This is a genomic window from Streptomyces sp. NPDC044106, assembly GCF_056433985.1.
Map to the genome: position 1 here is coordinate 135759 of NZ_JBWKFZ010000009.1, position 22343 is coordinate 158101.

A 22343-nucleotide genomic window follows, 5' to 3' on the forward strand; every position below is an offset into this window, starting at 1 on the left:
TAGGCGCCCCACCACCCCACCACCCCGCTAACCTGCGGGCATGCTGCACCTGCGCCTGATCACGCCGCCCGACACGACCGACGACGTGGTGCGTCTGATCGAACGCACCGTCGGCGCCACCCACCTGGTGGTCGTCCCCGGCGCCGCCCGCGATCCGCGGGGCGACGTGGTCATGTGCGACGTGGCCCGCGAGGCGGGTGACGAGCTGATCGGCGCCCTGCGCGCGCTCGGCATCGACGAGTCGGGCTCGATCTCGGTGGAGAACATCGACCTGTCGCTGTCCCGGCGCGCCGACCGGGCGGAGGACGAGGCGCCGGGCGAGGGGGCGGACGCCGTGCTCTGGGAGCAGCTGGCCGACGCGACCCACGAGGAGTCGACGCTCTCCGTCACGTACGTCGCGTTCATCGTCCTCGCCACGATGATCGCGGCCTGCGGTGTCGTCCTCGACAACGCGATCCTGATCGTGGGCGCGATGGCGGTGGGCCCGGAGTTCGGCCCGCTCACGGGTTTCTGCACGGCCCTGATCCAGCGCGCGCCCCGCCTGGCCCTGCGCTCGGCGACCGCGCTGCTCGTGGGCTTCGCGGTGGCGATGGTGGCGACGGCCGGCTTCAGCTACTTCATGGACGCGATGGACCTGTTCAGCGACAGCGCCCTGAAGGCGGACCGCCCGAACACGAACTTCATCTACCGCCCCGACTGGTTCTCGTTCGTGGTGGCGGTCCTCGCGGGCATCGCGGGCACGCTCTCGCTCACCTCGGCGAAGTCGGCCGCGCTGGTGGGCGTGGCGATCTCCGTGACGACGGTCCCCGCGGCGGCGAACGCCGCGGTCGCCTTCAGCTACAGCGAGTACCGGCAGGCCTGGGGCTCCACCGAGCAGCTCCTGCTGAATCTCCTCGGCATCGTCCTCGCCGGCACGCTCACGCTGCTGGCCCAGAAGTTCTTCTGGGCCGGGCAGCGCAAGCGCACCGCGGCGAAGACAGCCGCAGTCGAGGGCTAGGTAAAGACAGGCCCTAGCCGAGCGCCGACTTCACCACGTCGGCGAGCTGCCCGGCCACCGCCCGCGCCTGCTCGATGTCGGCGGCCTCGACCATCACCCGTACCAGCGGCTCGGTCCCGGAGGGGCGCAGCAGCACCCGTCCCGTGGAGCCCAGTTCGCGCTCGGCGGCGGCGACGGCGGCCGACAGCTCCGCCGAGGTCTTCACGCGCGACCTGTCGACGTCGGGCACGTTGATCAGGACCTGCGGGAGCCGCTCCATGACGCTCGCCAGATCCGCGAGCGTCCGCCCGGTCTCGGCGACGCGGGCGGCGAGCAGCAGCCCGGTCAGCGTGCCGTCGCCGGTGGTCGCGTGGTCGAGGACGATGACGTGCCCGGACTGCTCGCCGCCGAGGGCGAAGCCGTGCTCCTTCATCGACTCAAGGACGTACCGGTCGCCGACGGCGGTCTGCACCAGGGAGAGCCCCTGGCCCTCCATGGCGAGCTTGAAGCCGAGGTTGGACATGACCGTGGCGACAACGGTGTCGTGGCGCAGCGTGCCGTGCTCCCGCATGGCGAGGGCGAGCACGGCGAGGATCTGGTCGCCGTCGACCTCGGCGCCCGTGTGGTCCACGGCGAGGCACCGGTCGGCGTCCCCGTCGTGCGCGACGCCGAAGTCGGCCTTGTGCTCGACGACGGCTGCCTTGAGCAGCTCCAGGTGGGTCGAGCCGCATCCGTCGTTGATGTTGAGGCCGTCGGGCTGGGCGCCGATCGTGATGACCTCGGCGCCTGCGCGGGCGAAGGCCTCGGGCGAGACGCGGGCGGCGGCGCCGTGCGCCTCGTCGAGGACGATCTTCAGCCCGTCGAGGCGGTTCGGGAGCACGCCGATGAGGTGGGCTACGTACTGGTCAAGGCCCTGGTCGTACGAGGTGACGCGGCCGACGCCCGAGCCGGTGGGCCGCTGCCACGGGGCGCCGGTGCGGTGCTCCTCATAGACGGCCTCGATGCGGTCCTCAAGCTCGTCGGCGAGCTTGTGGCCGCCGCGGGCGAAGAACTTGATGCCGTTGTCGGGCATGGCGTTGTGGCTGGCTGAGAGCATCACGCCGAGGTCGGCGCCCAGCGCACCGGTGAGATGGGCCACCGCGGGGGTGGGCAGCACACCGACGCGCAGGACGTCCACGCCCGCGCTCGCGAGGCCCGCGACCACCGCGGCCTCCAGGAACTCCCCGGACGCGCGCGGGTCACGCCCGACCACCGCCACCGCGCGATGGCCTTCAAAGGTGCCCGCCTCGGCCAGTACGTGCGCCGCCGCCACGGAGAGTCCGAGCGCGAGCTCGGCCGTCAGATCCGCGTTGGCGACACCACGCACGCCGTCCGTGCCGAAGAGTCGTCCCACTGCTGTCCTCCGAACGTTCAAGAAAAACCATGAACCCCTGGGAAGAGAGTCCCAGAAACCAGGAGGGTTCCAGGGCCCCAGGGGTTCCTGATAGCCGAACGCCCCGGCGGCACGGTGAGTGCCGCCGGGGCGAACGAGCAGTACAAGCAGGCAGCGATTTAGCGCTTGCTGTACTGCGGGGCCTTGCGGGCCTTCTTGAGACCGGCCTTCTTGCGCTCGACCGCGCGGTCGTCACGCTTGAGGTAACCGGCCTTCTTGAGGGCGGCGCGGTTGTTGTCGACGTCGGCCTCGTTCAGCGCGCGGGCGACACCGAGACGGAGCGCACCGGCCTGACCGGAGACGCCGCCACCCGAGATGCGGGCGACAACGTCGTAGCGGTTGTCGAGCTCGAGCACCTTGAAGGGCTCGTTGACTTCCTGCTGGTGGACCTTGTTCGGGAAGTAGTCCTCGAGCGTGCGCCCGTTGACCTTCCACTTGCCGGTGCCCGGGACGATCCGGACGCGGGCGATGGCGTTCTTGCGACGGCCCAGGCCGGCGGCCGGCTGCGGGTCGCCGAAGCGCGCGGCGTTCGACTCCGAGGTGTACTCGCCCTCGACGGGCGCCTCGGACTCGGTGGTGTACTGCTCGACGTCAACAACCTCGGTCTCTTCGACCGGCTGCTCAACGGTGGTCTCGGCCACGATTCTCCTCAGATTTCTTTACGTCTTTGGGGGTGGCCGGAACTACTGCGCGACCTGGGTGATCTCGAACGGGACCGGCTGCTGAGCGCCGTGCGGGTGCTGGTCGCCCGCGTAGACCTTCAGCTTCGAGAGCATCTGACGGCCCAGGGTGTTCTTGGGAAGCATGCCCTTGACGGCCTTCTCGATGGCCTTCTCGGGGTTCTTGGCGAGCAGCTCGTCGTAGCGGACGGAGCGCAGACCACCCGGGTAGCCGGAGTGGCGGTACGCCATCTTCTGGGTCTTCTTGTTGCCGGAGAGGTGCACCTTCTCCGCGTTGATGATGATGACGAAGTCACCGGTGTCAACGTGGGGGGCGTAGATCGCCTTGTGCTTGCCCCGCAGGAGGGAGGCGGCGGTGGTCGCCAGACGCCCCAGGACGATGTCCTGGGCGTCGATGACGTGCCACTGGCGGGTCACATCGCCGGGCTTGGGGCTGTACGTACGCACTTAGTAGCCTTCGCTTCTTCAGTGGATGGGGTCCAGACACACGGCACCCAGGAAGCGATCATGCAGCTGGGGCTCACAATGCCGGGGACGCTGCCCGTATGCGAGCCACTGGTAACTGCTCCAGGGAACCTACGTAAGGGCCCTTTCGCGTGAGATCGAGGACACCAATACGTATCAATCCCCGAGAGTACCCGCGCCGCCCCGTACCGGTCAAAACGCGGCTCTGGAGGCCGGCACCGGCGTCTCCCCGGGCGGCTCTGCCGACTTCCCGGGCGGGTCCGCGCTCTCCAGCGTAGCGCCCCGCACACACGCCCACCCGGCCGTGCCCGCGAGCACGCACAGCGTCACCGCGTCCTTGAAGGCCCGCCGCGTCCCCGGTTCGAGCCACGGCCAGGCGAACCCCGGCACTTGCGGCACAAGACCCACCCAGAACCACGGACCGCGCGCCACCGCCCCCGGCACCAGCGCCCCCGCGAGCAGCAGCGGAACCACGACGAGCAGATAGTGGTCGTACGAGGGCCGGGAGACGAGAAAGGCCGAAAGCATCAGCATCGCGGCGCATTCCGTCACCCTCGCGGGCTCCGCGTCACCCCTCTCCCACCGCCGCCACGCGCACCACAGCCCGGCCACCGCCGCGCAGCCGGCGAACAGCGTGGCGCCCGTCTGCGGCGCCCCGAGCCGCGCGAGCACCGCGGAGGGAGATGCCTCGTAGAGGCGTACGAAGGAGTCCTCGCCGCGCAGCAGGAAGGGCAGCGTCCGTGTGAAGAACCCGGAGGGGTCCGGCATGGCGAGTGCCGCGACCGCCGACACCAGCGCGGGCACGCCCACCGCGACGGCGAGGCCGCGCCACCGGCGGGCGAGGACGAAGAGGAGCACGACGGGCGCGAGCAGCGGTTTGACCGCGACGGCCGCCCCGATGACGGCCCCCGCGGCGACCCACCGGCCCCGGCACGCGAGCAGCAGCGCGAGCGGCAGCGCGACCGCGGAGCCCGCCGTCCAGTTGCCGAGCTGGACGAGGTGCCCGAAGGGCGCGAAGCCGAGCGCGAGCGCGAGCAGGCCGTAAACGGCGAACCGACTGCGCAACGGGATGCCGTGGATACGCAGCGCGCACGCCCACCCGGCGACGAGCCCCGCGGTCACCCCCGCGGGCACGAGGCAGCGCACGACGTCCGCGGGCAGCACCGCCTGCGGCACCGCCGCGAGCACGGCGCCCGGCAGGTAGAGGAAGTGCCGGTCGACATAGGGCGACCGGCCGGCCAGCCAGGCGTCGGCGGCCCGCACCACGATGGCGTTGTCCATCCCGCCGTCCGGCGCGACCAGCGCCATCCGGACCACGGCGGCGATCAGCACGGCCCCGAGAACGCACCGGACCTGCCACTCGGCCGGCCGCAACAACCACCCACTAACAGCCGTTTTGCCCGTATTCATAGGCCTCAGGCTAGGGCGGGAACCCCGTGCGACCCGGGCTCAACATTCCGCACTGCGCGTCTAAGAGCCTGTGTCATATCCCCGGTCGGATCAGTGGGCGTCGTCTGGTGCGTGCGATCGCAAGGCGCCGGGAAGTCCTCGGTGGGGGTCCCCCCGGGCCGTTCAGGCCTGGGGGAGGAGCTACTAGGGCTTTTCGGCAACGCGGCGAGCGTGCGTGCCAGGCGGCGACCACCCGGCCGGGGATATGACACAGGCTCTAAGATGCCGCCCATGAGCTTTGGGCAAGGGGGACCCCAGTGGGGTCCGGGGGGAACGGGTGGGCCCGGCGGCGGCCCCACGCCCGACTGGGCGGCGCTCGCCGAGGCCTCCGAAGCGCGCGCCCGCCGTCGCAAGTGGCTGATGATCGGCGGCGGAGCGCTCGCCACGATCGGCATCGCGGCGGCCGTGGCCATCACCGTCGTCTCCGCGAACAGCGACGAGAGCACCACGTCGAACAAGCCCGCGAGCGAGCTGCCGACCGCCGCCGACATCCCCGGCGCCAGCAAGGAGGCCGAGCCGTCGTTCGAGGCGACCACGCCGCCGCCCCCGCCGGACCCCAAGGACTTCATCTCCAGCGCCAAGAAGGACAAGGCGCCACTCACGCCCGAGGGCCTCTTCCCCGGCACGTCCCTGCGCTCGGGCAAGCACCTCTACAAGAAGGGGGCGACCGACTCCACCACGAAGTGCACGTCGGTCACCCAGAGCGCCCTCGGCACGGTCCTCGCCAAGCACGACTGCACGCGGCTGATCCGCGCCAGCTACCTCAGGGACGGCGTCGCGGTCACGGTCGGCGTCGCCGTCTTCGACACCGCGGCGCACGCCGCCAAGGTCAAGGAGCAGGTGAAGAAGGGCCTCGTCGAGTCCCTGCCCGGCAAGGGCGTGCCCGCCTTCTGCCGTACGGGCGTGTGCCGCGGCACCTACAACGCCCACGGCCGCTACGCGTACTTCACCACCACCGGCTACACCAGCGGCAAGGACGTCACGACCGGCGACCGCAAGGCCTACGGCGTCGGCGACGACCTGGCCCGCTTCGCCTTCCAGCGGATCAACCAGCGGGGCGAGGCCCAGGCCTCGGCCGCGGCCGGCGCCCCGCAGTAGCCCGGGGCTCGCGGGCCCCGTTCAGCAGCACCCGGCCCCGGGCAGCGTCCGCTTGTTGCGAGCCTCCTTGCTGCGCGCGGCGAGCAGCTCGTCGGCGGGGTAGCCGACCTCCTCCAGGGTGAGCCCGTGCGGCCGCACCACATGCACGGCGGAGTCCCGCACGCCCGCCGCGAGCACCTTGCCCGGCCACTCCACGGGCCGGTGCCCGTCCCCCACGAACAGCATGGCGCCGACCAGCGAACGCACCATGTTGTGGCAGAAGGCGTCGGCCCGCACGGTCGCTTCGAGGATTCCGTCGGCCCGCCGCTCCCACCGCAGCTCCTGGAGCGTACGGATGGTCGTGGCGCCCTCGCGCCGCTTGCAGTAGGCGGCGAAGTCGTGCTCACCGACGAGCCGCTCGGCGGCGGCGTTCATGGCGTCGAGGTCCAGCTCCCAGTCGTGCCAGAGCACATGGCCGCGCAGCAGCGGGTCGACGCCGCCGGGATGGTCGGTCACGCGGTAGGCGTAGCGCCGCCACACGGCCGAGAACCGCGCGTTGAACCCCGCGGGCGCCTCGGCGACCTTCCACACCCGCACGTCGTGCGACAGCCGCCCGGCGAGCCTGCGCAGCAGCTTGTCGCTGTGCTCGGCCCACACGTCCTCCGGCAGGTCGACGTGCGCGACCTGCCCCCGCGCGTGCACCCCGCTGTCGGTCCGCCCGGCGACGGTCAGCTCGTACGTCTCCTGCGACCGCGTCACGGTCCGCAGCGCCGCCTCGATCTCGCCCTGGACGGTCCGCTGCCCCTGCTTCTGCCTGGCCCAGCCGGAGAAGTCCTTGCCGTCGTACGACAGGTCGAGACGCACCCGCACGAACCCGGGCTCTACTTCATCACTCACTCGTGGTTCCTCTCAGCCGACACAAAAGCGGGCCCGCCCCGGAAAAGGGGCGGGCCCGCGACGCCCTTGAGGGGCAGAACGCTTACGCGTCCTTCGACTCCTCGGCGTCCTTGGCGGCACGCTTGGTCGCCGCCTCGGCCTCACCGGTGGCCTCCTGGGCCACGGTCAGGGCCTCCACCAGCTCGATGACCGCCATGGGCGCGTTGTCGCCACGACGGTTACCGATCTTGGTGATACGGGTGTAGCCACCCGGGCGGTTCTCGTAGCGCGGGCCGATCTCCGTGAAGAGCGTGTGCACGATGCTCTTGTCGGGGATGACGGACAGCACCTGGCGGCGGTTGTGAAGGTCACCCTTCTTCGCCTTGGTGACCAGACGCTCCGCGTACGGACGCAGGCGACGGGCCTTCGCCTCGGTGGTGGTGATGCGGCCGTGCTCGAAGAGCTGCTTGGCGAGGTTCGCCAGCAGAAGCTTCTCGTGCGCGGCGCTGCCGCCCAGACGGGCACCCTTGGCGGGCTTCGGCATGGTGTTTCTCCTTGTTGTCTGCCCCGGCCGTACCAGGTACCGGGGTCAGTGGCACCCGCGCCCCGTAAGGGGCGCGGGGAACTGCGCGAGCAACCGAAACGCAGGCGCAGCCAAAATCAAGCCGTCAGTCCCGAGCTCTTAATACTGCTCGGTCTCGACGAACCCGGCGTCCGCGTCGTCGTCCGCCCCGAAGGCGTCAGCGGCAGCGGTGGGGTCGAAGCCGGGAGGCGAGTCCTTCAGCGCGAGGCCCATGCCATTGAGCTTCATCTTGACCTCGTCGATCGACTTCGCACCGAAGTTGCGGATGTCGAGCAGGTCCGCCTCGGAGCGGGCGACGAGCTCGCCCACCGAGTGGATGCCCTCGCGCTTCAGGCAGTTGTACGACCGAACGGTGAGCTCGAGCTCCTCGATCGGCAGGGCGAGATCGGCGGCAAGGGCGGCGTCCGTCGGGGACGGGCCCATGTCGATGCCCTCGGCGTCGATGTTGAGCTCGCGCGCCAGACCGAACAGCTCGACCAGGGTCTTGCCTGCGGACGCCATGGCGTCACGCGGGCGCATGGCCTGCTTGGTCTCGACGTCGACGATCAGCTTGTCGAAGTCGGTGCGCTGCTCGACACGGGTCGCCTCGACCTTGTACGTGACCTTGAGCACCGGCGAGTAGATCGAGTCGACCGGGATGCGCCCGATCTCCTGGCCGACCTGCTTGTTCTGCACGGCGGAGACGTAGCCGCGACCGCGCTCGACGGTCAGCTCCATCTCCAGCTTGCCCTTGCCGTTGAGCGTGGCGAGGACCAGGTCCGGGTTGTGCACCTCGACACCGGCCGGGGGCGCGATGTCGGCGGCGGTGACCAGACCCGGGCCCTGCTTGCGCAGGTACATCACGACCGGCTCGTCGTGCTCCGAGGAGACGACCAGCTGCTTGATGTTGAGGATGAGGTCGGTGACGTCTTCCTTGACGCCCGGCACGGTGGTGAACTCGTGCAGGACACCGTCGATGCGGATAGACGTGACGGCCGCACCCGGGATCGAGGAGAGCAGGGTCCGACGCAGGGAGTTGCCGAGGGTGTAACCGAAGCCCGGCTCCAGCGGCTCGATCACGAACCGGGAGCGGAATTCGTCGACGACCTCTTCGGTCAACGAAGGACGCTGAGCGATCAGCATGAAGTGATTCCTTCAGCCAGGGGCACCCACTATTTGATGCCCTGTTGTTGTGACAAGGGTACGGGCGGTACCGCTCCGAGGAGCCGTACCGCCCGAACCTTAAGACGACCGTGCGTCAGACGCGGCGGCGCTTGGGCGGACGGCAGCCGTTGTGCGGCGTGGGCGTCACGTCCTGGATCGAGCCGACCTCGAGGCCGGTGGCCTGGAGGGAGCGGATCGCGGTCTCACGGCCGGAGCCGGGACCCTTGACGAACACGTCGACCTTGCGCATGCCGTGCTCCTGGGCGCGACGGGCAGCCGACTCGGCAGCCATCTGCGCGGCGAACGGCGTGGACTTGCGCGAGCCCTTGAAGCCGACGTGGCCGGCGGAGGCCCACGAGATCACGTTGCCGGTCGGGTCCGTGATGGACACGATCGTGTTGTTGAACGTGCTCTTGATGTGAGCGTGCCCGTGGGCGACGTTCTTCTTTTCCTTGCGGCGCACCTTCTTGGCAGCGCCCTGACGACCCTTGGGGGGCATCTATAACTCCTACGGGAGGTGGTCGGTCCTGCAGCGACAGCTGTCGATAGACCGCTGAGCGAGGACTACTTCTTGCCCGGCTTCTTCTTACCGGCGATGGCGCGACGCGGGCCCTTGCGGGTGCGGGCGTTCGTGCTGGTGCGCTGACCGCGAACGGGCAGGCCGCGACGGTGACGCAGACCCTGGTAGCAGCCGATCTCGACCTTGCGGCGGATGTCGGCCTGGATCTCGCGACGGAGGTCACCCTCGGTCTTGATGTTGGCGTCCACGTACTCGCGGATCTTGACGAGGTCTTCCTCGGTCAGGTCGCGGACGCGGGTGTTGCGGTCCACCTCGGTGGCGTCCAGCGTCTGCTGGGCCAGCGTGCGGCCGATGCCGAACACGTAGGTGAGGGCGACCTCAATACGCTTCTCGCGCGGGAGGTCAACACCTTCAACGCGTGCCATTCATGGCTCCTGTTGATTCTTCGGAGGTCTTCAGCAGAACCACTCCCAGCCGCCGTCCCCTTGGAAAAGGGTTGGTACGAACTGGGTCCCCGGCCTCCGACCGAGGGTGTCGCCCTCCATACCGATGGATCTGAAGAGGGACGTGTCCTGCGTATCTACTTACGTGCGTCGCGCGAAAATCTGCGAACTGCAGTCGTGCGTCAGCCCTGGCGCTGCTTGTGGCGCGGGTTGTCGCAGATGATCATGACCCGGCCGTGACGGCGGATCACCCTGCACTTGTCGCAGATCTTCTTGACGCTCGGCTTGACCTTCATTGGGTGAGGTTCTCCGGGTCAGTGCCACCACCCCGCGCGAGCGGGATGCGGGCAAGATCTACTTGTACCGGTAGACGATCCGGCCACGGGTCAGGTCGTACGGAGACAGCTCCACCACGACCCGGTCGTCAGGGAGGATGCGGATGTAGTGCATACGCATCTTGCCGCTGATGTGTGCCAGGACCTGGTGGCCGTTCTGGAGCTCCACCTTGAACATGGCGTTCGGGAGAGACTCGACGACAGTGCCTTCGATCTCGATGGCACCTTGCTTCTTGGCCACGCTTCGCCCTTCGAATCGACTACCTTGATCGACCTCGTACACCGAATGCAGACACACGGATGCACGAGAGCCGACGCGTCAGTCTACGTCAGTGGTCTCGGAAAGACGAATCGAGAAAGTCTGCCCCACGACGAAGATCCTTAAGCAAGGGGGTCACGCGCCCAACGGGTCCGGCGCCACCGTCACCCCGTACTCCGCCAGCTTCGCCCTGCCGCAGTCCGGAGCCGTCAGCACGAGCGGCCCCTCCTCCGTCAGCGCGATGGAGTGCTCCCAGTGTGAGGACCAGGTGCCGTCGGTCGTGATGACGGTCCAGTCGTCCTCCAGGACCTCCGTGCGGGGGGTGCCGAGGGAGACCATGGGCTCGATGGCCAGGCAGAAGCCGGGGACCAGCTTGGGGCCCTTGCCGCGACCGCGCCCGACGTAGTTCAGGAGGTGCGGGTCCATGTGCATCTCGGTGCCGATGCCGTGGCCGCCGTAGTCCTCGACGATGCCGTACTTGCCGCCGCCCGGCTTCGGCTGGCGGCGGATGTACGTCTCGATGGCGCGGGAGATGTCGACGAGCCGGTTGCCCTGCTTCATCGCCGCGATACCGGCCCACATCGACTCCTCGGTCACCCGGGAGAGCTCGATCAGCTCCGGAGCGTGACCGGTGCCGACGAAGGCCGTGTAGGCCGCGTCACCGTGCCAGCCGTCGATGATCGCGCCGGCGTCGATGGAGATGATGTCGCCGTCCTTCAGGACGGTCTTGTCGTCGGGGATGCCGTGCACGACGACCTCGTTGACCGAGGTGCAGATCGTGGCGGGGAAGCCGCCGTACCCGAGGAAGTTCGACTTCGCGCCGTGCTCGGCGATCACCTTGCGGGCGACGTCGTCCAGGTCCTTGGTGGTGGCGCCGGGCACCGCGGCCTCCCGAGTCGCGGCGTGGATCGCGGCGACGACAAGGCCCGCCTCACGCATCTTCGCGATCTGCTCGGGGGTCTTGATCTGCACCATGGGGCTTCCGCTCTCCGTCATCCGTCGACAAACCGGCTACGTACACGAACCGACTACGTATACAACAGTACGGCCGCGGTCCCCCGAGGGGCACCGCGGCCGAGACAGCGTACTGGACTGCGTACGGGCTACTTGTCGCCCTTGAGGGCGTCCATCGCACGCTTCGTGACCTCGTCCACCTTGCCGAGCGCCGAGATCGTGACCACCAGACCCTGGGTCTTGTAGTGGTCGATGATCGGCTCGGTCTCGCGGTGGTACACGTCGAGACGCTTGCGCACGGTCTCTTCCTTGTCGTCACCGCGCTGGTAGAGCTCGCCGCCGCAGACGTCGCAGACGCCTTCCTGCTTCGGCTTGCTGTACGTCACGTGGAAGACGTGGCTGGAGTCGTTGCGGCAGATGCGGCGGCCCGCGATGCGCTTGACGACCTCGTCCTCGGGGACCTCCAGGTCCAGGACCGCGTCGAGCTTCTGGCCGTCCGTCTTCAGCGCCTCGTCCAGCGCCGCGGCCTGCGACACGTTCCGCGGGAACCCGTCGAGCAGGAAGCCGTTCTCGGCGTCCGGCTGCGCCATGCGGTCCTTCGCCATGCCGATCGTCACCTCGTCGGGGACGAGGTTCCCGGCGTCCATGTACGCCTTCGCCTGCACACCCAGCTCCGTGCCCTGGCTGATGTTGGCGCGGAAGAGGTCGCCCGTGGAGATGTGCGGGATCGACAGGTTCTTGGCGAGGAACGCGGCCTGCGTTCCCTTGCCCGCACCGGGCGGCCCGACGAGGACGATTCGCATCAGCGGAGGAACCCTTCGTAATTGCGCTGCTGGAGCTGGCTCTCGATCTGCTTCACGGTTTCCAGACCCACACCCACGATGATGAGGATGCTCGTCCCGCCGAACGGGAAGTTCTGGTTTGCCTGGAAGCCCACCAACGCCATCGTCGGCACAAGAGCGATCAGTCCCAGATACAGCGAACCCGGCCAGGTGATCCGGTTGAGTACGTAGCTCAGGTACTCAGCGGTCGGACGGCCAGCCCGGATGCCCGGGATGAAGCCACCATACTTCTTCATGTTGTCGGCGACTTCCTCGGGGTTGAAGGAGATCGCGACGTAGAAGAAGGCGAAGAACACGATCAGGATGAAGTACGTGGCGATGTAAATCGGGTGGTCACCCTTGGTCAGATTCGCCTCGATCCACGTCTTCCATCCCGAATTGCCACCCGCGAACTGGGCGACGAGCGCGGGAATGTAGAGCAGTGACGAGGCGAAGATCACAGGGATGATGCCCGCCTGATTGACCTTCAGCGGAATGTACGTCGACGTTCCGCCGTAGGACCGGCGGCCGATCATGCGCTTCGCGTACTGGACCGGAATGCGCCGCTGCGCCTGCTCGACGAAGACCACCAGGCCGACCATGACGAGACCGACCGCGATGACGGTGCCGAACTCGATCCAGCCGCCCGCCAGGTCGCCCTGCTGCTTGATGGCCCACAGGGCGCTCGGGAAGGTCGCGGCGATCGAGATGAACATCAGGATCGACATGCCGTTGCCGATGCCGCGGTCGGTGATGAGCTCACCCAGCCACATCACGCAGGCCGTACCCGCGGTCATCGTGATGACCATCGTGATCGTGACGAAGATCGACTGGTCGGGAACGATGTCGCTGGCGACGGGGCAGCCCGAGAAGAGGGAGCCGGTACGGGCGGTGGCCACCAGGCCGGTGCCCTGCAGGATCGCGAGCGCGATGGTCAGATAGCGCGTGTACTGCGTGATCTTCGCTGTGCCGGCCTGGCCCTCCTTCTTGAGGGCCTCGAGTCGCGGGATCACCACGGTCAGCAGCTGCAGAATGATGCTCGCCGTGATGTACGGCATGATGCCGAGCGCGAAGATCGTGATCTGCAGCAGCGCGCCACCGCTGAACATGTTGACAAGACCGAACAGACCCTGGTTCGCATTCGCGTTGTCGATGCAGGTCTGGACGTTCTTGTAGTTGACACCGGGAATCGGCACGTGCGTGCCCACCCGGTAGATCACGATGATGCCGAGCGTGAAGAGCAGCTTCTTGCGCAGGTCGGGCGTCTTGAACGCCCGGGCGAACGCGGTGAGCACGGTGCCTCCTGCGACCCCCGCGCGCGTGCGCCAGAGGTGGTGGTCTGAGGTTCGACGAATACGTATCAGTCAAGAAAACCGTGCGGCTGGACCACACGGAGCTTGGACAGTGCACGCCACCTTACCGGCGACCGTGCCCCCCTTGGAACGACCAACCGGGGATGCCCCTTTTGTGGGGCATCCCCGGCTGGGAATCGCTCATGTCATCGACACGTCTGAGGGAATATCAGACGAGCTCGGTGACAGTACCGCCCGCGGCGGTGATCTTCTCCTTGGCGGAGCCGGAGACGGCGTCAACCGTCACCTGCAGCGCCACGGTGAGCTCGCCCTGGCCGAGGACCTTGACGAGGCTGTTCTTGCGAACGGCACCCTTGGCGACGAGACCCTCTACGGTGACCTCGCCACCTTCCGGGTACAGCGCGCTCAGCTTGTCGAGGTTCACGACCTGGAACTCGGTCTTGAACGGGTTCTTGAAGCCCTTGAGCTTCGGGAGACGCATGTGGAGGGGCATCTGCCCACCCTCGAAGCGCTCCGGAACCTGGTAACGGGCCTTGGTGCCCTTGGTACCACGACCAGCGGTCTTACCCTTGGACGCCTCACCACGACCCACACGGGTCTTGGCGGTCTTGGCGCCCGGGGCGGGCCGGAGGTTGTGGACCTTCAGCGGGTTCTGCTCCGCCATGTCAGTCGACCTCCTCAACCGTCACGAGGTGGCGGACGGTGTGCACCATTCCGCGGAACTCGGGGCGGTCCTCCTTGACGACCTGCGTGTTGATGCCCTTGAGACCAAGGGAGCGCAGGGTGTCGCGGTGGTTCTGCTTGCTGCCGATGTACGACTTCGTCTGCGTGACCTTGAGGCGAGCCATTACGCACCCGCCCCAGCACGCGCACGGAGAAGAGCCGCGGGGGCGACGTCCTCGAGGGGCAGACCGCGGCGGGCCGCGATCTCCTCGGGACGCTGCAGGCCCTTGAGGGCCGCCACGGTCGCGTGCACGATGTTGATCGCGTTGTCGGAGCCCAGGGACTTCGACAGGATGTCGTGAACGCCCGCGCACTCGAGCACGGCACGCACCGGGCCACCGGCGATAACACCGGTACCGGGGGAAGCAGGCTTCAGCAGGACGACGCCCGCAGCCTTCTCACCCTGGATGGGGTGCGGGATGGTGCCCTGGATACGGGGGACCTTGAAGAAGTGCTTCTTGGCCTCCTCAACACCCTTGGCGATGGCGGCCGGCACCTCCTTGGCCTTGCCGTAACCGACACCCACGGTGCCGTCACCGTCGCCCACCACGACCAGCGCGGTGAAGCTGAAGCGACGACCACCCTTCACAACCTTGGCGACACGGTTGATCGCGACAACGCGCTCAACGTATGCGGTCTTCTCGGCGGCAGCGCCACCGTCGCGACCCTTCCGGTCCCGCCGCTCGCCGCCACCGGCACCGCCACCGCGGCGCTGGGGTCCAGCCATTGGAATTACCTCTCTCTGTTTCCGCTAGCTACGGAACCGACTCAGAACTTGAGTCCGGCTTCGCGGGCGGCGTCCGCCAGGGCGGCGATGCGCCCGGCGTACTGGTTACCACCACGGTCGAACACGACAGTCTCGACACCGGCGGCCTTGGCGCGCTCGGCGACCAGGGCGCCGACCGACTTGGCAGCCGCGGACTTGTCGCCCTCGGCGCCGCGGATCGTGCTGTCCAGGGTCGACGCCGACGCAAGGGTGTGACCCTTGATGTCGTCGATGACCTGGGCCACGATGTGGCGGTTCGAGCGCGTCACGACCAGGCGCGGACGCTCAGCCGTACCCGAGATGTGCTTACGGATGCGGATGTGACGACGCTTGATGGCAGCACGCTTGTAAGCGTCGCCCTTAGCAATCTTGACACCGTATGCCATGGCTTACTTACCCGCCTTTCCGACCTTGCGGCGGATGACTTCGCCTTCGTACTTGACGCCCTTGGCCTTGTACGGGTCGGGCTTGCGCAGCTTGCGGATGTTGGCCGCAACCTCGCCGACCTTCTGCTTGTCGATGCCCTCGACCGAAAGCTTGGTCGCGGACTCCACCTTGAAGGTGATGCCCTCGGGGGCCTCGACCAGGATCGGGTGGCTGTAGCCCAGCGAGAACTCCAGGTTGGAGCCCTTCGCGAGGACGCGGTAACCGACACCGCTGATTTCGAGCTTCTTCACGTAACCCTGGGTCACGCCGGTGATCATGTTCGCCACCAGCGTGCGGGACAGGCCGTGCAGGGCCTTGTTCTGACGCTCGTCGTTCGGGCGGGTGACGTTCAGAACGCCGTCCTCGCCCTTAGCGATCTCGATCGGCGCGACAACGGTGTGCGAGAGGGAACCCTTGGGGCCCTTCACCGCGACCGTACGGCCGTCGATGGTGACGTCCACGCCGGCGGGAACCGTGATGGGGAGCTTGCCAATACGCGACATTAGCTATTCCTCCGTTCCCGACTACCAGACGTAGGCGAGGACTTCCCCACCTACGCCCTTCTTGCCTGCCTGCTGGCCGGTCAGGAGACCGTGCGACGTGGAGATGATCGCCACGCCGAGGCCGCCGAGGACCTTGGGCAGGTTGGTGGACTTCGCGTAAACCCGGAGACCGGGCTTGGAGATCCGCTTGATGCCCGCGATGGAGCGCTCACGGTTCGGGCCGAACTTCAGCTCGAGAACGAGGTTCTTGCCAACCTCGGCGTCCTCGACCTTCCAGCCCGTGATGAAGCCCTCCTGCTGGAGGATCTCCGCGATGTGAGACTTGATCTTGCTGTGCGGCATCGCCACGGTGTCGTGGTACGCCGAGTTCGCGTTACGCAGACGAGTCAGCATGTCCGCGATCGGATCAGTCATGGTCATGAATTGGCCTTCGGCCTCTCTCGCCGTGGTTTCCTATCTGCGCCATCCCTCTCCCCACTCAGAGGCGGGACGGGTGCGGCGCGGGGACCTACGGCGTAGTAAGTCGGTCAGGGCGGCAGACGCCCAACCCTCCTAGCCTAAGCCATGTGGAGGACGGCGTCTGCCAACCCTTTACTTACCGAGAGATCCAAGCAGTCCGGAAAAGTACGGACTACCAGGAGCTCTTGGTCACGCCCGGGAGCTCGCCACGGTGAGCCATCTCACGAAGGCACACGCGGCAGAGGCCGAACTTGCGGTAGACGGAGTGCGGACGGCCGCAGCGCTGGCAGCGGGTGTACGCACGCACACCGAACTTGGGCTTACGAGCAGCCTTGGCAATCAGAGCCTTCTTCGCCATCTCGCTTACGCCTCCTTGAACGGGAAGCCGAGGTGACGAAGGAGCGCACGGCCCTCAGCGTCGTTGGTCGCCGTGGTGACCACGGTGATGTCCATACCCCGGACGCGGTCGATCTTGTCCTGGTCGATCTCGTGGAACATGACCTGCTCCGTGAGACCGAAGGTGTAGTTGCCACGGCCGTCGAACTGCTTGGGGGACAGACCACGGAAGTCGCGGATGCGCGGCAGCGCGAGCGACAGGGTGCGGTCCAGGAACTCCCACATGCGGTCGCCACGGAGCGTGACGTGGCAGCCGATCGGCTGACCCTCGCGCAGCTTGAACTGCGCGATGGACTTCCGGGCCTTGGTGATGGCCGGCTTCTGACCCGTGATGGTGGTCAGGTCACGGACGGCACCGTCCATGAGCTTGGAGTCACGGGCGGCGTCGCCGACACCCATGTTGACCACGATCTTGACGAGGCCCGGCGTCTGCATGACGTTCTCGTAGGAGAACTCTTCCTGCAGCTTCGCCGCGATCTCCTCGCGGTACTTCGTCTTGAGACGCGGAGTGGTGGTGGTCGTCATCAGATGTCCTCACCCGTCCGCTTGGCAACGCGGATCTTGTTGCCCTCGTCGTCGAAGCGGTATCCGACACGCGTGACAACCTTGTTGCCGTCCTTCTCCACGACCAGCTGGACGTTGGAGACGTGGACGGGGGCCTCGGTGGTCACGATGCCGCCGGCCTGCGAGCCGCTGGCGGTCGGGCCGGCCTTCGTGTGCTTCTTGACCCGGTTGACACCCTCGACCAGGACGCGCTCGTCGCGCGGGTAAGCGGCAATGACCTTGCCCTGCTTGCCCTTGTCCTTACCGGTGATGACCTGGACCAGGTCGCCCTTCTTGATCTTCATGCTTACAGCACCTCCGGCGCGAGCGAGATGATCTTCATGAACTTCTTCTCGCGCAGCTCACGGCCGACGGGGCCGAAGATACGGGTGCCGCGAGGGTCGCCGTCGTTCTTCAGAATGACGGCGGCGTTCTCGTCGAAGCGGATGTACGAGCCGTCCGGACGGCGGCGCTCCTTGACGGTGCGAACGATGACCGCCTTGACGACGTCACCCTTCTTCACGTTGCCACCGGGGATCGCGTCCTTGACGGTGGCGACGATGACGTCACCGATACCCGCGTAGCGGCGACCCGAGCCACCGAGAACACGAATGGTGAGAATTTCCTTCGCACCCGTGTTGTCGGCGACGCGAAGTCGCGACTCCTGCTGGATCACGTCTATCTCCTGTTTGTCTGCCGGTTCCCGGCAGGGGCTTCTCTCTTACGAGGAGGAGCCCCTGCCGAGCCTGGCGGAACGAACTCCGAGGGGGATGCCCCTCGGAGAATTACTTGGCCTTCTCGAGGATCTCGACGATGCGCCAGCGCTTGCTCGCCGACAGCGGACGCGTCTCCATCAGGAGGACGCGGTCGCCGACGCCGGCAGCGTTCTGCTCGTCGTGCGCCTTGAGCTTGTTCGTACGGCGGATGACCTTGCCGTACAGCGCGTGGGTAACGCGGTCCTCGACGGCGACGACGACGGTCTTGTCCATCTTGTCGCTGACGACAAGACCCTGGCGGGTCTTGCGGAAGCCGCGCGCGGCCTTCGTCTCTTCAGTCACGTTGCTCTCGCTCATCAGGCGCTCTCCACCGTCTCGATGCCCAGCTCGCGCTCACGCATCAGGGTGTAGATCCGCGCGATGTCCTTACGGACGGCCTTCAGCCGACCGTGGTTCTCGAGCTGACCCGTCGCCGCCTGGAAGCGGAGGTTGAACAGCTCTTCCTTGGCTTCGCGAAGCTTGTTGACAAGCTCCTCGTCGCCCAGTTCGCGCAGCTCGGACGCCTTGGTACCGGCCGACATCACGACTCACCTGCCTCGCGCCGAACGATGCGGCACTTCATCGGAAGCTTGTGAGCAGCGCGGGTAAGCGCCTCACGAGCAATCTTCTCGTTCGGGTACGACAGCTCGAACATCACCCGTCCCGGGTGAACGTTCGCGACCCACCACTCCGGAGAACCCTTACCGGAACCCATGCGGGTCTCGGCAGGCTTCTTGGTGAGGGGGCGGTCCGGGTAGATGTTGATCCAGACCTTGCCGCCACGCTTGATGTGGCGGGTCATCGCGATACGAGCCGCCTCGATCTGGCGGTTGGTCACGTACGCCGGCGTGAGGGCCTGAATGCCGTACTCGCCGAATGCGACCGTCGTACCACCCTTGGCCTGACCGCGGCGCTTGGGGTGGTGCTGCTTGCGGTGCTTGACCCTACGGGGGATCAGCATTTCGGTCAGGCCTCCGTTCCGGTGCTCTCAGCCGGAGCGGCAGCGGCGGCGGGAGCGTCGGCCTTGGGGGCCTCGGCAGCCGGCGCGGACTGCTGCTGCGGCTTGCGGCCGCGGCCGCCACGCTCGCCACCGCGGCCACCACGGGCCGGGCGGTCGTTGCCGCCGCCACGGGCCGGGCGGTTACCCGCACGGGCAGCGGCGTTCTCGGCGCGGACCTCGGCGATGTTCTTGACGTCGCCCTTGTAGATCCAGACCTTCACGCCGATGCGGCCGAAGGTCGTCTTGGCCTCGAAGAAGCCGTAGTCGACGTTCGCGCGGAGCGTGTGCAGGGGCACACGGCCCTCGCGGTAGAACTCCGAGCGGGACATCTCGGCGCCGCCGAGACGGCCACCACACTGGATCTTGATGCCCTTGGCGCCGGCCTTCATCGACGACTGCATGCTCTTACGCATGGCGCGACGGAAGGAGACGCGGGAGGACAGCTGCTCCGCCACGGCCTGGGCCACGAGCTGAGCGTCGACCTCGGGGTTCTTGACCTCGAGGATGTTCAGCTGGACCTGCTTGCCCGTGAGCTTCTCGAGGTCACCGCGGATGCGGTCGGCCTCGGCGCCACGGCGGCCGATGACGATGCCGGGACGGGCGGTGTGGATGTCCACACGCACGCGGTCACGGGTGCGCTCGATCTCCACCTTCGAGATGCCGGCGCGCTCCATGCCGGACGTCATCATCCGACGGATGGCGACGTCTTCCTTGACGTAGTCCTTGTACAGCTTGTCGGCGTACCAACGCGACTTGAAGTCGGTCGTGACACCGAGCCGGAACCCGTGCGGGTTTACCTTCTGGCCCATTACCGGGTTCCTTCCTTGCTGCTGACGACCACGGTGATGTGGCTGGTCCGCTTACGGATCCGGTAGGCACGGCCCTGGGCACGCGGACGGAACCGCTTCAGGGTCGGGCCCTCATCCACGTACGCCTCGCTGATGACCAGCGAAGAGGCGTCAGAGTGGTCGTAGTTGTGCGCGGCGTTGGCAATGGCGCTGTCAAGCACCTTGCCGACCGGCACGCTCGCGGCCTGCGGGGCGAAACGCAGGACCGCCTGAGCCTCCGTGGCATCCATGCCACGGATGAGGTCCACCACGCGGCGGGCCTTCATGGGCGTGACGCGGATGTACCGCGCCTGGGCCCTGGCTTCCATGGTTGTCCCTTCGGTGTTAGTCATAGTCGTTCCACCCCGCGCTAGCGGCGCTTCGACTTCCGGTCGTCCTTGACGTGGCCGCGGAAGGTGCGAGTCGGCGAGAACTCGCCGAGCTTGTGGCCGACCATCGACTCGGTGACGAACACCGGGATGTGGGTCTTGCCGTTGTGCACCGCGATCGTGTGACCCAGCATGCTGGGAATGATCATCGAGCGACGGGACCAGGTCTTGATGACGTTCTTGGTGCCGGCTTCGTTCTGGACGTCCACCTTCTTTACGAGGTGGTCGTCGACGAAGGGCCCCTTCTTGAGACTGCGCGGCATCTAAACCCGCTCCTAGCGCTTCTTGTTCGACTTGCGGCGGCGGACGATGTACTTGTTGCTCGCCTTGTTGCGATCACGAGTACGACCCTCCTTCTTGCCCCACGGCGAGACCGGGTGGCGACCACCGGAGGTCTTGCCTTCACCACCACCGTGCGGGTGGTCGACCGGGTTCATCACGACACCACGCACGGTCGGGCGGACGCCCTTCCAGCGCATACGGCCGGCCTTGCCCCAGTTGATGTTCGACTGCTCGGCGTTGCCGACCTCGCCGATGGTGGCGCGGCAGCGCACGTCGACGAGACGGATCTCGCCGGACGGCATACGAAGGTGCGCCATGGCGCCTTCCTTCGCGAGCAGCTGCACCGAGGCACCGGCCGAGCGGGCGAACTTCGCGCCGCCGCCGGGCCGCAGCTCGATGGCGTGGAGCGTCGTACCCACCGGGATGTTGCGCAGCGCCATGTTGTTGCCGGGCTTGATGTCGGCGCCAGGGCCGCTCTCAATCCGGTCACCCTGCTGCGTGCCGCGCGGGGCGAGGATGTAGCGCTTCTCGCCGTCCGCGTAGTGCAGCAGCGCGATGCGCGCGGTGCGGTTGGGGTCGTACTCGATGTGCGCGACCTTGGCCGGCACACCGTCCTTGTCGTGACGACGGAAGTCGATCACGCGGAAGGCGCGCTTGTGTCCGCCACCCTGGTGGCGAACGGTGATCCGACCGGCGTTGTTACGGCCGCCCTTGCTGTGCAGCGGGCGAACCAGCGACTTCTCCGGCGTGGACCGCGTTACCTCGACGAAGTCGGCGACGCTGGAGCCACGACGGCCCGGCGTAGTCGGCTTGTACTTGCGGATTCCCATTTCTCAGTCCTCGTCCGATATTCGGACCAGGGCACTCCGTTAGGAGGCCTGGCCGAAGATGTCGATACGGTCGCCCTCAGCAAGGGTCACAATCGCGCGCTTGGTGTCGGCACGCTTGCCGAAACCAGACTTGGTGCGCTTGCGCTTGCCCTGACGGTTGATCGTGTTGACTCCGGTGACCTTGACCGAGAAGACCGACTCGACGGCCTGCTTGATCTGGGTCTTGTTGGAGCCGGGGGCCACGATGAACGTGTACTTGCCCTCGTCGAGCAGCGCGTACGACTTCTCGGAGACGACCGGCTTGACGAGGACGTCGCGCGGGTCCGAGAAGGACTTGCTCAGCGGGGTGGGCTCAACAGCGATCTTGCCCTCGGTCGCGATGCGCTTCGCCTTGGCGACGCGCGCGGCCTTGGCGGCCTTCGCAGCCTTGGACGCGATGCTCTGGTGACGGATAGCCATCAGGCTTCGCTCCCTTCGGTCTCATCGGCCTTGGGGCCAGACACGAAGGACTCGAAGGCGGCCTTGGTGAAGACCACGTCGTCCGAGACGAGCACGTCGTACGTGTTCAGCTGGCCCGGCTCCAGGATGTGCACCTGGGGCAGGTTACGGGCGGAGAGCAGCGCGGTCTCGTCCGAGCGCTCGATGACCAGGAGCACGTTCTTGCGCTCACTGACCTTGCCGAGCAGGCTCTTCGCGGCCTTCGTCGAGATCTCGCCCGCGACCACGTCGGAGACGACGTGGATGCGCGAGTTGCGCGCCCGGTCGGTGAGGGCGTGACGCAGAGCGGCAGCCTTCATCTTCTTGGGCGTGCGCTGCGAGTAGTCACGCGGCTGCGGGCCGTGGACGACGCCACCGCCGGCGAACTGCGGCGCACGGGTCGAACCCTGGCGCGCGCGGCCGGTGCCCTTCTGGCGGTACGGCTTCTTGCCGCCACCGCGGACTTCGCCGCGACGCTTGGTCTTGTGCGTGCCCTGGCGGGCAGCGGCCAGCTGAGCGACGACGACCTGGTGGATCAGCGGAATGCTGATCTTCTCGACGTCGAAGATCTCCGCGGGGAGCTCGACCGTCCCGGTCTTGTCGCCTGCCGGCGAAAGGATGTCAATGGTGCTCATGGGTTA

The 22343-nt window shown here is 67.4% G+C and carries 35 protein-coding genes; 2 read left to right on the forward strand and 33 right to left on the reverse strand.

Features of this window, described 5'->3' with window-relative positions:
• Positions 1-40: 40 nt before the first annotated feature.
• A complete protein-coding gene (locus tag AC07DI_RS17845; RefSeq protein WP_478905181.1) occupies positions 41-997 on the forward strand; it encodes a DUF389 domain-containing protein in 957 nt (318 codons plus the stop codon).
• A gap of 13 nt (positions 998-1010) precedes the next feature.
• Here AC07DI_RS17845 and glmM read toward each other — a convergent pair whose 3' ends face one another.
• From glmM to AC07DI_RS17865, 4 genes are all read right to left on the reverse strand, one after another.
• Positions 1011-2369 (reverse strand): phosphoglucosamine mutase, encoded by a 1359-nt coding sequence (glmM, locus tag AC07DI_RS17850; protein WP_384250404.1) that lies wholly within the window; start codon positions 2367-2369, stop codon positions 1011-1013.
• A gap of 158 nt (positions 2370-2527) precedes the next feature.
• Positions 2528-3049 (reverse strand): 30S ribosomal protein S9, encoded by a 522-nt coding sequence (gene rpsI / locus AC07DI_RS17855; protein WP_384250407.1) that lies wholly within the window; start codon positions 3047-3049, stop codon positions 2528-2530.
• 42 nt (positions 3050-3091) lie between these two features.
• Positions 3092-3535, reverse strand: a complete 444-nt coding sequence (gene rplM / locus AC07DI_RS17860) for a 50S ribosomal protein L13 (protein ID WP_384250411.1) — start codon at positions 3533-3535, stop codon at positions 3092-3094.
• Between the two features lie 210 nt (positions 3536-3745).
• Positions 3746-4963 carry a glycosyltransferase 87 family protein gene (locus AC07DI_RS17865; protein ID WP_478905182.1) on the reverse strand — a complete coding sequence of 406 codons (1218 nt, stop codon included), beginning with the start codon at positions 4961-4963 and terminating at the stop codon, positions 3746-3748.
• Positions 4964-5233: 270 nt separating this feature from the next.
• On the opposite strand from AC07DI_RS17865, the gene AC07DI_RS17870 reads away from it, so the two are divergent.
• On the forward strand, positions 5234-6100 hold the full coding sequence (locus AC07DI_RS17870) for a hypothetical protein (protein ID WP_478905183.1): 867 nt from the start codon (positions 5234-5236) through the stop codon (positions 6098-6100).
• A gap of 21 nt (positions 6101-6121) precedes the next feature.
• Here the strand turns inward: AC07DI_RS17870 and truA are convergent, their stop codons facing one another.
• The 29 genes from truA to rplD all read right to left on the reverse strand — a co-directional run bounded on the left by truA (position 6122) and on the right by rplD (position 22337).
• A complete protein-coding gene (truA, locus tag AC07DI_RS17875) occupies positions 6122-6976 on the reverse strand; it encodes a tRNA pseudouridine(38-40) synthase TruA (protein ID WP_478905184.1) in 855 nt (284 codons plus the stop codon).
• An 82-nt stretch (positions 6977-7058) separates the two neighbouring features.
• On the reverse strand, positions 7059-7499 hold the full coding sequence (rplQ, locus tag AC07DI_RS17880; RefSeq protein WP_478905185.1) for a 50S ribosomal protein L17: 441 nt from the start codon (positions 7497-7499) through the stop codon (positions 7059-7061).
• Positions 7500-7637: 138 nt separating this feature from the next.
• A complete protein-coding gene (locus tag AC07DI_RS17885; protein ID WP_016645160.1) occupies positions 7638-8660 on the reverse strand; it encodes a DNA-directed RNA polymerase subunit alpha in 1023 nt (340 codons plus the stop codon).
• A gap of 115 nt (positions 8661-8775) precedes the next feature.
• Positions 8776-9180 carry a 30S ribosomal protein S11 gene (rpsK, locus tag AC07DI_RS17890; RefSeq protein ID WP_003948617.1) on the reverse strand — a complete coding sequence of 135 codons (405 nt, stop codon included), beginning with the start codon at positions 9178-9180 and terminating at the stop codon, positions 8776-8778.
• Positions 9181-9245: 65 nt separating this feature from the next.
• On the reverse strand, positions 9246-9626 hold the full coding sequence (gene rpsM / locus AC07DI_RS17895) for a 30S ribosomal protein S13 (protein WP_030782528.1): 381 nt from the start codon (positions 9624-9626) through the stop codon (positions 9246-9248).
• A gap of 200 nt (positions 9627-9826) precedes the next feature.
• Positions 9827-9940, reverse strand: coding sequence for a 50S ribosomal protein L36 (gene rpmJ, locus AC07DI_RS17900; RefSeq protein WP_003948619.1), 114 nt, complete (start codon positions 9938-9940; stop codon positions 9827-9829).
• A 58-nt stretch (positions 9941-9998) separates the two neighbouring features.
• Positions 9999-10220, reverse strand: a complete 222-nt coding sequence (gene infA, locus AC07DI_RS17905) for a translation initiation factor IF-1 (protein ID WP_003948620.1) — start codon at positions 10218-10220, stop codon at positions 9999-10001.
• 153 nt (positions 10221-10373) lie between these two features.
• Positions 10374-11213, reverse strand: a complete 840-nt coding sequence (gene map, locus AC07DI_RS17910) for a type I methionyl aminopeptidase (RefSeq protein WP_384250426.1) — start codon at positions 11211-11213, stop codon at positions 10374-10376.
• 128 nt (positions 11214-11341) lie between these two features.
• On the reverse strand, positions 11342-11995 hold the full coding sequence (locus tag AC07DI_RS17915) for an adenylate kinase (RefSeq protein WP_384250429.1): 654 nt from the start codon (positions 11993-11995) through the stop codon (positions 11342-11344).
• Positions 11995-13308, reverse strand: coding sequence for a preprotein translocase subunit SecY (gene secY / locus AC07DI_RS17920; RefSeq protein ID WP_478905186.1), 1314 nt, complete (start codon positions 13306-13308; stop codon positions 11995-11997). The genes AC07DI_RS17915 and secY overlap by 1 nt, the downstream gene beginning before the upstream one ends.
• A 226-nt stretch (positions 13309-13534) precedes the next feature.
• Positions 13535-13990, reverse strand: coding sequence for a 50S ribosomal protein L15 (gene rplO / locus AC07DI_RS17925; RefSeq protein WP_062775150.1), 456 nt, complete (start codon positions 13988-13990; stop codon positions 13535-13537).
• 1 nt (position 13991) lies between these two features.
• On the reverse strand, positions 13992-14174 hold the full coding sequence (rpmD, locus tag AC07DI_RS17930) for a 50S ribosomal protein L30 (protein WP_055553514.1): 183 nt from the start codon (positions 14172-14174) through the stop codon (positions 13992-13994).
• On the reverse strand, positions 14174-14776 hold the full coding sequence (gene rpsE, locus AC07DI_RS17935; RefSeq protein ID WP_055553512.1) for a 30S ribosomal protein S5: 603 nt from the start codon (positions 14774-14776) through the stop codon (positions 14174-14176). Before rpsE ends, rpmD begins: the two co-directional genes overlap by 1 nt.
• A 41-nt stretch (positions 14777-14817) precedes the next feature.
• The gene (gene rplR / locus AC07DI_RS17940; RefSeq protein WP_127912613.1) at positions 14818-15201 is read right to left on the reverse strand and encodes a 50S ribosomal protein L18; all 384 of its coding nucleotides are present in this window, start codon (positions 15199-15201) and stop codon (positions 14818-14820) included.
• Between the two features lie 3 nt (positions 15202-15204).
• Positions 15205-15744 (reverse strand): 50S ribosomal protein L6, encoded by a 540-nt coding sequence (gene rplF / locus AC07DI_RS17945; protein WP_135332560.1) that lies wholly within the window; start codon positions 15742-15744, stop codon positions 15205-15207.
• A gap of 21 nt (positions 15745-15765) precedes the next feature.
• Positions 15766-16164 (reverse strand): 30S ribosomal protein S8, encoded by a 399-nt coding sequence (gene rpsH / locus AC07DI_RS17950; RefSeq protein WP_018528360.1) that lies wholly within the window; start codon positions 16162-16164, stop codon positions 15766-15768.
• 211 nt (positions 16165-16375) lie between these two features.
• The gene (locus tag AC07DI_RS17955) at positions 16376-16561 is read right to left on the reverse strand and encodes a type Z 30S ribosomal protein S14 (protein ID WP_003956452.1); all 186 of its coding nucleotides are present in this window, start codon (positions 16559-16561) and stop codon (positions 16376-16378) included.
• Positions 16562-16566: 5 nt separating this feature from the next.
• Positions 16567-17124, reverse strand: coding sequence for a 50S ribosomal protein L5 (gene rplE, locus AC07DI_RS17960; protein ID WP_135332558.1), 558 nt, complete (start codon positions 17122-17124; stop codon positions 16567-16569).
• Complete coding sequence (gene rplX / locus AC07DI_RS17965) at positions 17124-17447, reverse strand: 50S ribosomal protein L24 (protein WP_016645174.1); 324 nt, start codon at positions 17445-17447, stop codon at positions 17124-17126. The genes rplE and rplX overlap by 1 nt, the downstream gene beginning before the upstream one ends.
• Before the next feature lie 2 nt (positions 17448-17449).
• Positions 17450-17818 (reverse strand): 50S ribosomal protein L14, encoded by a 369-nt coding sequence (gene rplN, locus AC07DI_RS17970; protein ID WP_003974257.1) that lies wholly within the window; start codon positions 17816-17818, stop codon positions 17450-17452.
• Positions 17819-17927: 109 nt separating this feature from the next.
• On the reverse strand, positions 17928-18215 hold the full coding sequence (gene rpsQ, locus AC07DI_RS17975; protein WP_384250439.1) for a 30S ribosomal protein S17: 288 nt from the start codon (positions 18213-18215) through the stop codon (positions 17928-17930).
• Positions 18215-18439 (reverse strand): 50S ribosomal protein L29, encoded by a 225-nt coding sequence (rpmC, locus tag AC07DI_RS17980; RefSeq protein WP_127912615.1) that lies wholly within the window; start codon positions 18437-18439, stop codon positions 18215-18217. Before rpmC ends, rpsQ begins: the two co-directional genes overlap by 1 nt.
• Positions 18439-18858, reverse strand: a complete 420-nt coding sequence (rplP, locus tag AC07DI_RS17985) for a 50S ribosomal protein L16 (RefSeq protein WP_030782563.1) — start codon at positions 18856-18858, stop codon at positions 18439-18441. The genes rpmC and rplP overlap by 1 nt, the downstream gene beginning before the upstream one ends.
• Positions 18859-18863: 5 nt before the next feature.
• Positions 18864-19706 (reverse strand): 30S ribosomal protein S3, encoded by an 843-nt coding sequence (gene rpsC, locus AC07DI_RS17990; RefSeq protein ID WP_361716669.1) that lies wholly within the window; start codon positions 19704-19706, stop codon positions 18864-18866.
• The gene (gene rplV, locus AC07DI_RS17995; RefSeq protein ID WP_016645177.1) at positions 19706-20053 is read right to left on the reverse strand and encodes a 50S ribosomal protein L22; all 348 of its coding nucleotides are present in this window, start codon (positions 20051-20053) and stop codon (positions 19706-19708) included. The genes rpsC and rplV overlap by 1 nt, the downstream gene beginning before the upstream one ends.
• 41 nt (positions 20054-20094) lie before the next feature.
• The gene (gene rpsS / locus AC07DI_RS18000) at positions 20095-20376 is read right to left on the reverse strand and encodes a 30S ribosomal protein S19 (RefSeq protein ID WP_125514475.1); all 282 of its coding nucleotides are present in this window, start codon (positions 20374-20376) and stop codon (positions 20095-20097) included.
• Between the two features lie 12 nt (positions 20377-20388).
• Positions 20389-21225 carry a 50S ribosomal protein L2 gene (gene rplB, locus AC07DI_RS18005; protein ID WP_055553495.1) on the reverse strand — a complete coding sequence of 279 codons (837 nt, stop codon included), beginning with the start codon at positions 21223-21225 and terminating at the stop codon, positions 20389-20391.
• Between the two features lie 39 nt (positions 21226-21264).
• Entirely contained in the window at positions 21265-21684 is a 420-nt protein-coding gene (gene rplW / locus AC07DI_RS18010) for a 50S ribosomal protein L23 (RefSeq protein WP_223776220.1), read from the reverse strand.
• Positions 21684-22337 carry a 50S ribosomal protein L4 gene (gene rplD, locus AC07DI_RS18015; protein ID WP_389714788.1) on the reverse strand — a complete coding sequence of 218 codons (654 nt, stop codon included), beginning with the start codon at positions 22335-22337 and terminating at the stop codon, positions 21684-21686. The genes rplW and rplD overlap by 1 nt, the downstream gene beginning before the upstream one ends.
• Positions 22338-22343 lie beyond the last annotated feature (6 nt).

Coding starts and splice junctions, on each gene's coding strand:
- rpmJ (WP_003948619.1), bottom strand. CDS start 9,940: ATGAAGGTCAAGCCGAGCGTCAAGAAGATCTGCGACAAGTGCAGGGTG.
- map (WP_384250426.1), bottom strand. CDS start 11,213: ATGGTGCAGATCAAGACCCCCGAGCAGATCGCGAAGATGCGTGAGGCG.
- rpsM (WP_030782528.1), bottom strand. CDS start 9,626: ATGGCACGCGTTGAAGGTGTTGACCTCCCGCGCGAGAAGCGTATTGAG.
- AC07DI_RS17885 (WP_016645160.1), bottom strand. CDS start 8,660: ATGCTGATCGCTCAGCGTCCTTCGTTGACCGAAGAGGTCGTCGACGAA.
- rpsQ (WP_384250439.1), bottom strand. CDS start 18,215: ATGAGCGAGAGCAACGTGACTGAAGAGACGAAGGCCGCGCGCGGCTTC.
- rplW (WP_223776220.1), bottom strand. CDS start 21,684: ATGGCTATCCGTCACCAGAGCATCGCGTCCAAGGCTGCGAAGGCCGCC.
- rplE (WP_135332558.1), bottom strand. CDS start 17,124: ATGACGACCACCACCACTCCGCGTCTCAAGACGAAGTACCGCGAGGAG.
- rpsS (WP_125514475.1), bottom strand. CDS start 20,376: ATGCCGCGCAGTCTCAAGAAGGGGCCCTTCGTCGACGACCACCTCGTA.
- rplV (WP_016645177.1), bottom strand. CDS start 20,053: ATGGAAGCCAGGGCCCAGGCGCGGTACATCCGCGTCACGCCCATGAAG.
- AC07DI_RS17865 (WP_478905182.1), bottom strand. CDS start 4,963: ATGAATACGGGCAAAACGGCTGTTAGTGGGTGGTTGTTGCGGCCGGCC.
- rplD (WP_389714788.1), bottom strand. CDS start 22,337: ATGAGCACCATTGACATCCTTTCGCCGGCAGGCGACAAGACCGGGACG.
- rplP (WP_030782563.1), bottom strand. CDS start 18,858: ATGCTGATCCCCCGTAGGGTCAAGCACCGCAAGCAGCACCACCCCAAG.
- AC07DI_RS17955 (WP_003956452.1), bottom strand. CDS start 16,561: ATGGCGAAGAAGGCTCTGATTGCCAAGGCTGCTCGTAAGCCCAAGTTC.
- rplO (WP_062775150.1), bottom strand. CDS start 13,990: ATGGCGGAGCAGAACCCGCTGAAGGTCCACAACCTCCGGCCCGCCCCG.
- rpmD (WP_055553514.1), bottom strand. CDS start 14,174: ATGGCTCGCCTCAAGGTCACGCAGACGAAGTCGTACATCGGCAGCAAG.
- AC07DI_RS17845 (WP_478905181.1), top strand. CDS start 41: ATGCTGCACCTGCGCCTGATCACGCCGCCCGACACGACCGACGACGTG.
- AC07DI_RS17915 (WP_384250429.1), bottom strand. CDS start 11,995: ATGCGAATCGTCCTCGTCGGGCCGCCCGGTGCGGGCAAGGGAACGCAG.
- rpsH (WP_018528360.1), bottom strand. CDS start 16,164: ATGACCATGACTGATCCGATCGCGGACATGCTGACTCGTCTGCGTAAC.
- rplQ (WP_478905185.1), bottom strand. CDS start 7,499: ATGCCGAAGCCCGCCAAGGGTGCCCGTCTGGGCGGCAGCGCCGCGCAC.
- rplB (WP_055553495.1), bottom strand. CDS start 21,225: ATGGGAATCCGCAAGTACAAGCCGACTACGCCGGGCCGTCGTGGCTCC.
- rpsK (WP_003948617.1), bottom strand. CDS start 9,180: ATGCCCCCCAAGGGTCGTCAGGGCGCTGCCAAGAAGGTGCGCCGCAAG.
- rplR (WP_127912613.1), bottom strand. CDS start 15,201: ATGGCATACGGTGTCAAGATTGCTAAGGGCGACGCTTACAAGCGTGCT.
- rpsC (WP_361716669.1), bottom strand. CDS start 19,706: ATGGGCCAGAAGGTAAACCCGCACGGGTTCCGGCTCGGTGTCACGACC.
- AC07DI_RS17870 (WP_478905183.1), top strand. CDS start 5,234: ATGAGCTTTGGGCAAGGGGGACCCCAGTGGGGTCCGGGGGGAACGGGT.
- rplX (WP_016645174.1), bottom strand. CDS start 17,447: ATGAAGATCAAGAAGGGCGACCTGGTCCAGGTCATCACCGGTAAGGAC.
- rpsE (WP_055553512.1), bottom strand. CDS start 14,776: ATGGCTGGACCCCAGCGCCGCGGTGGCGGTGCCGGTGGCGGCGAGCGG.
- rpmC (WP_127912615.1), bottom strand. CDS start 18,439: ATGTCGGCCGGTACCAAGGCGTCCGAGCTGCGCGAACTGGGCGACGAG.
- rplF (WP_135332560.1), bottom strand. CDS start 15,744: ATGTCGCGTATTGGCAAGCTCCCCATCACGGTTCCCGCCGGCGTGGAC.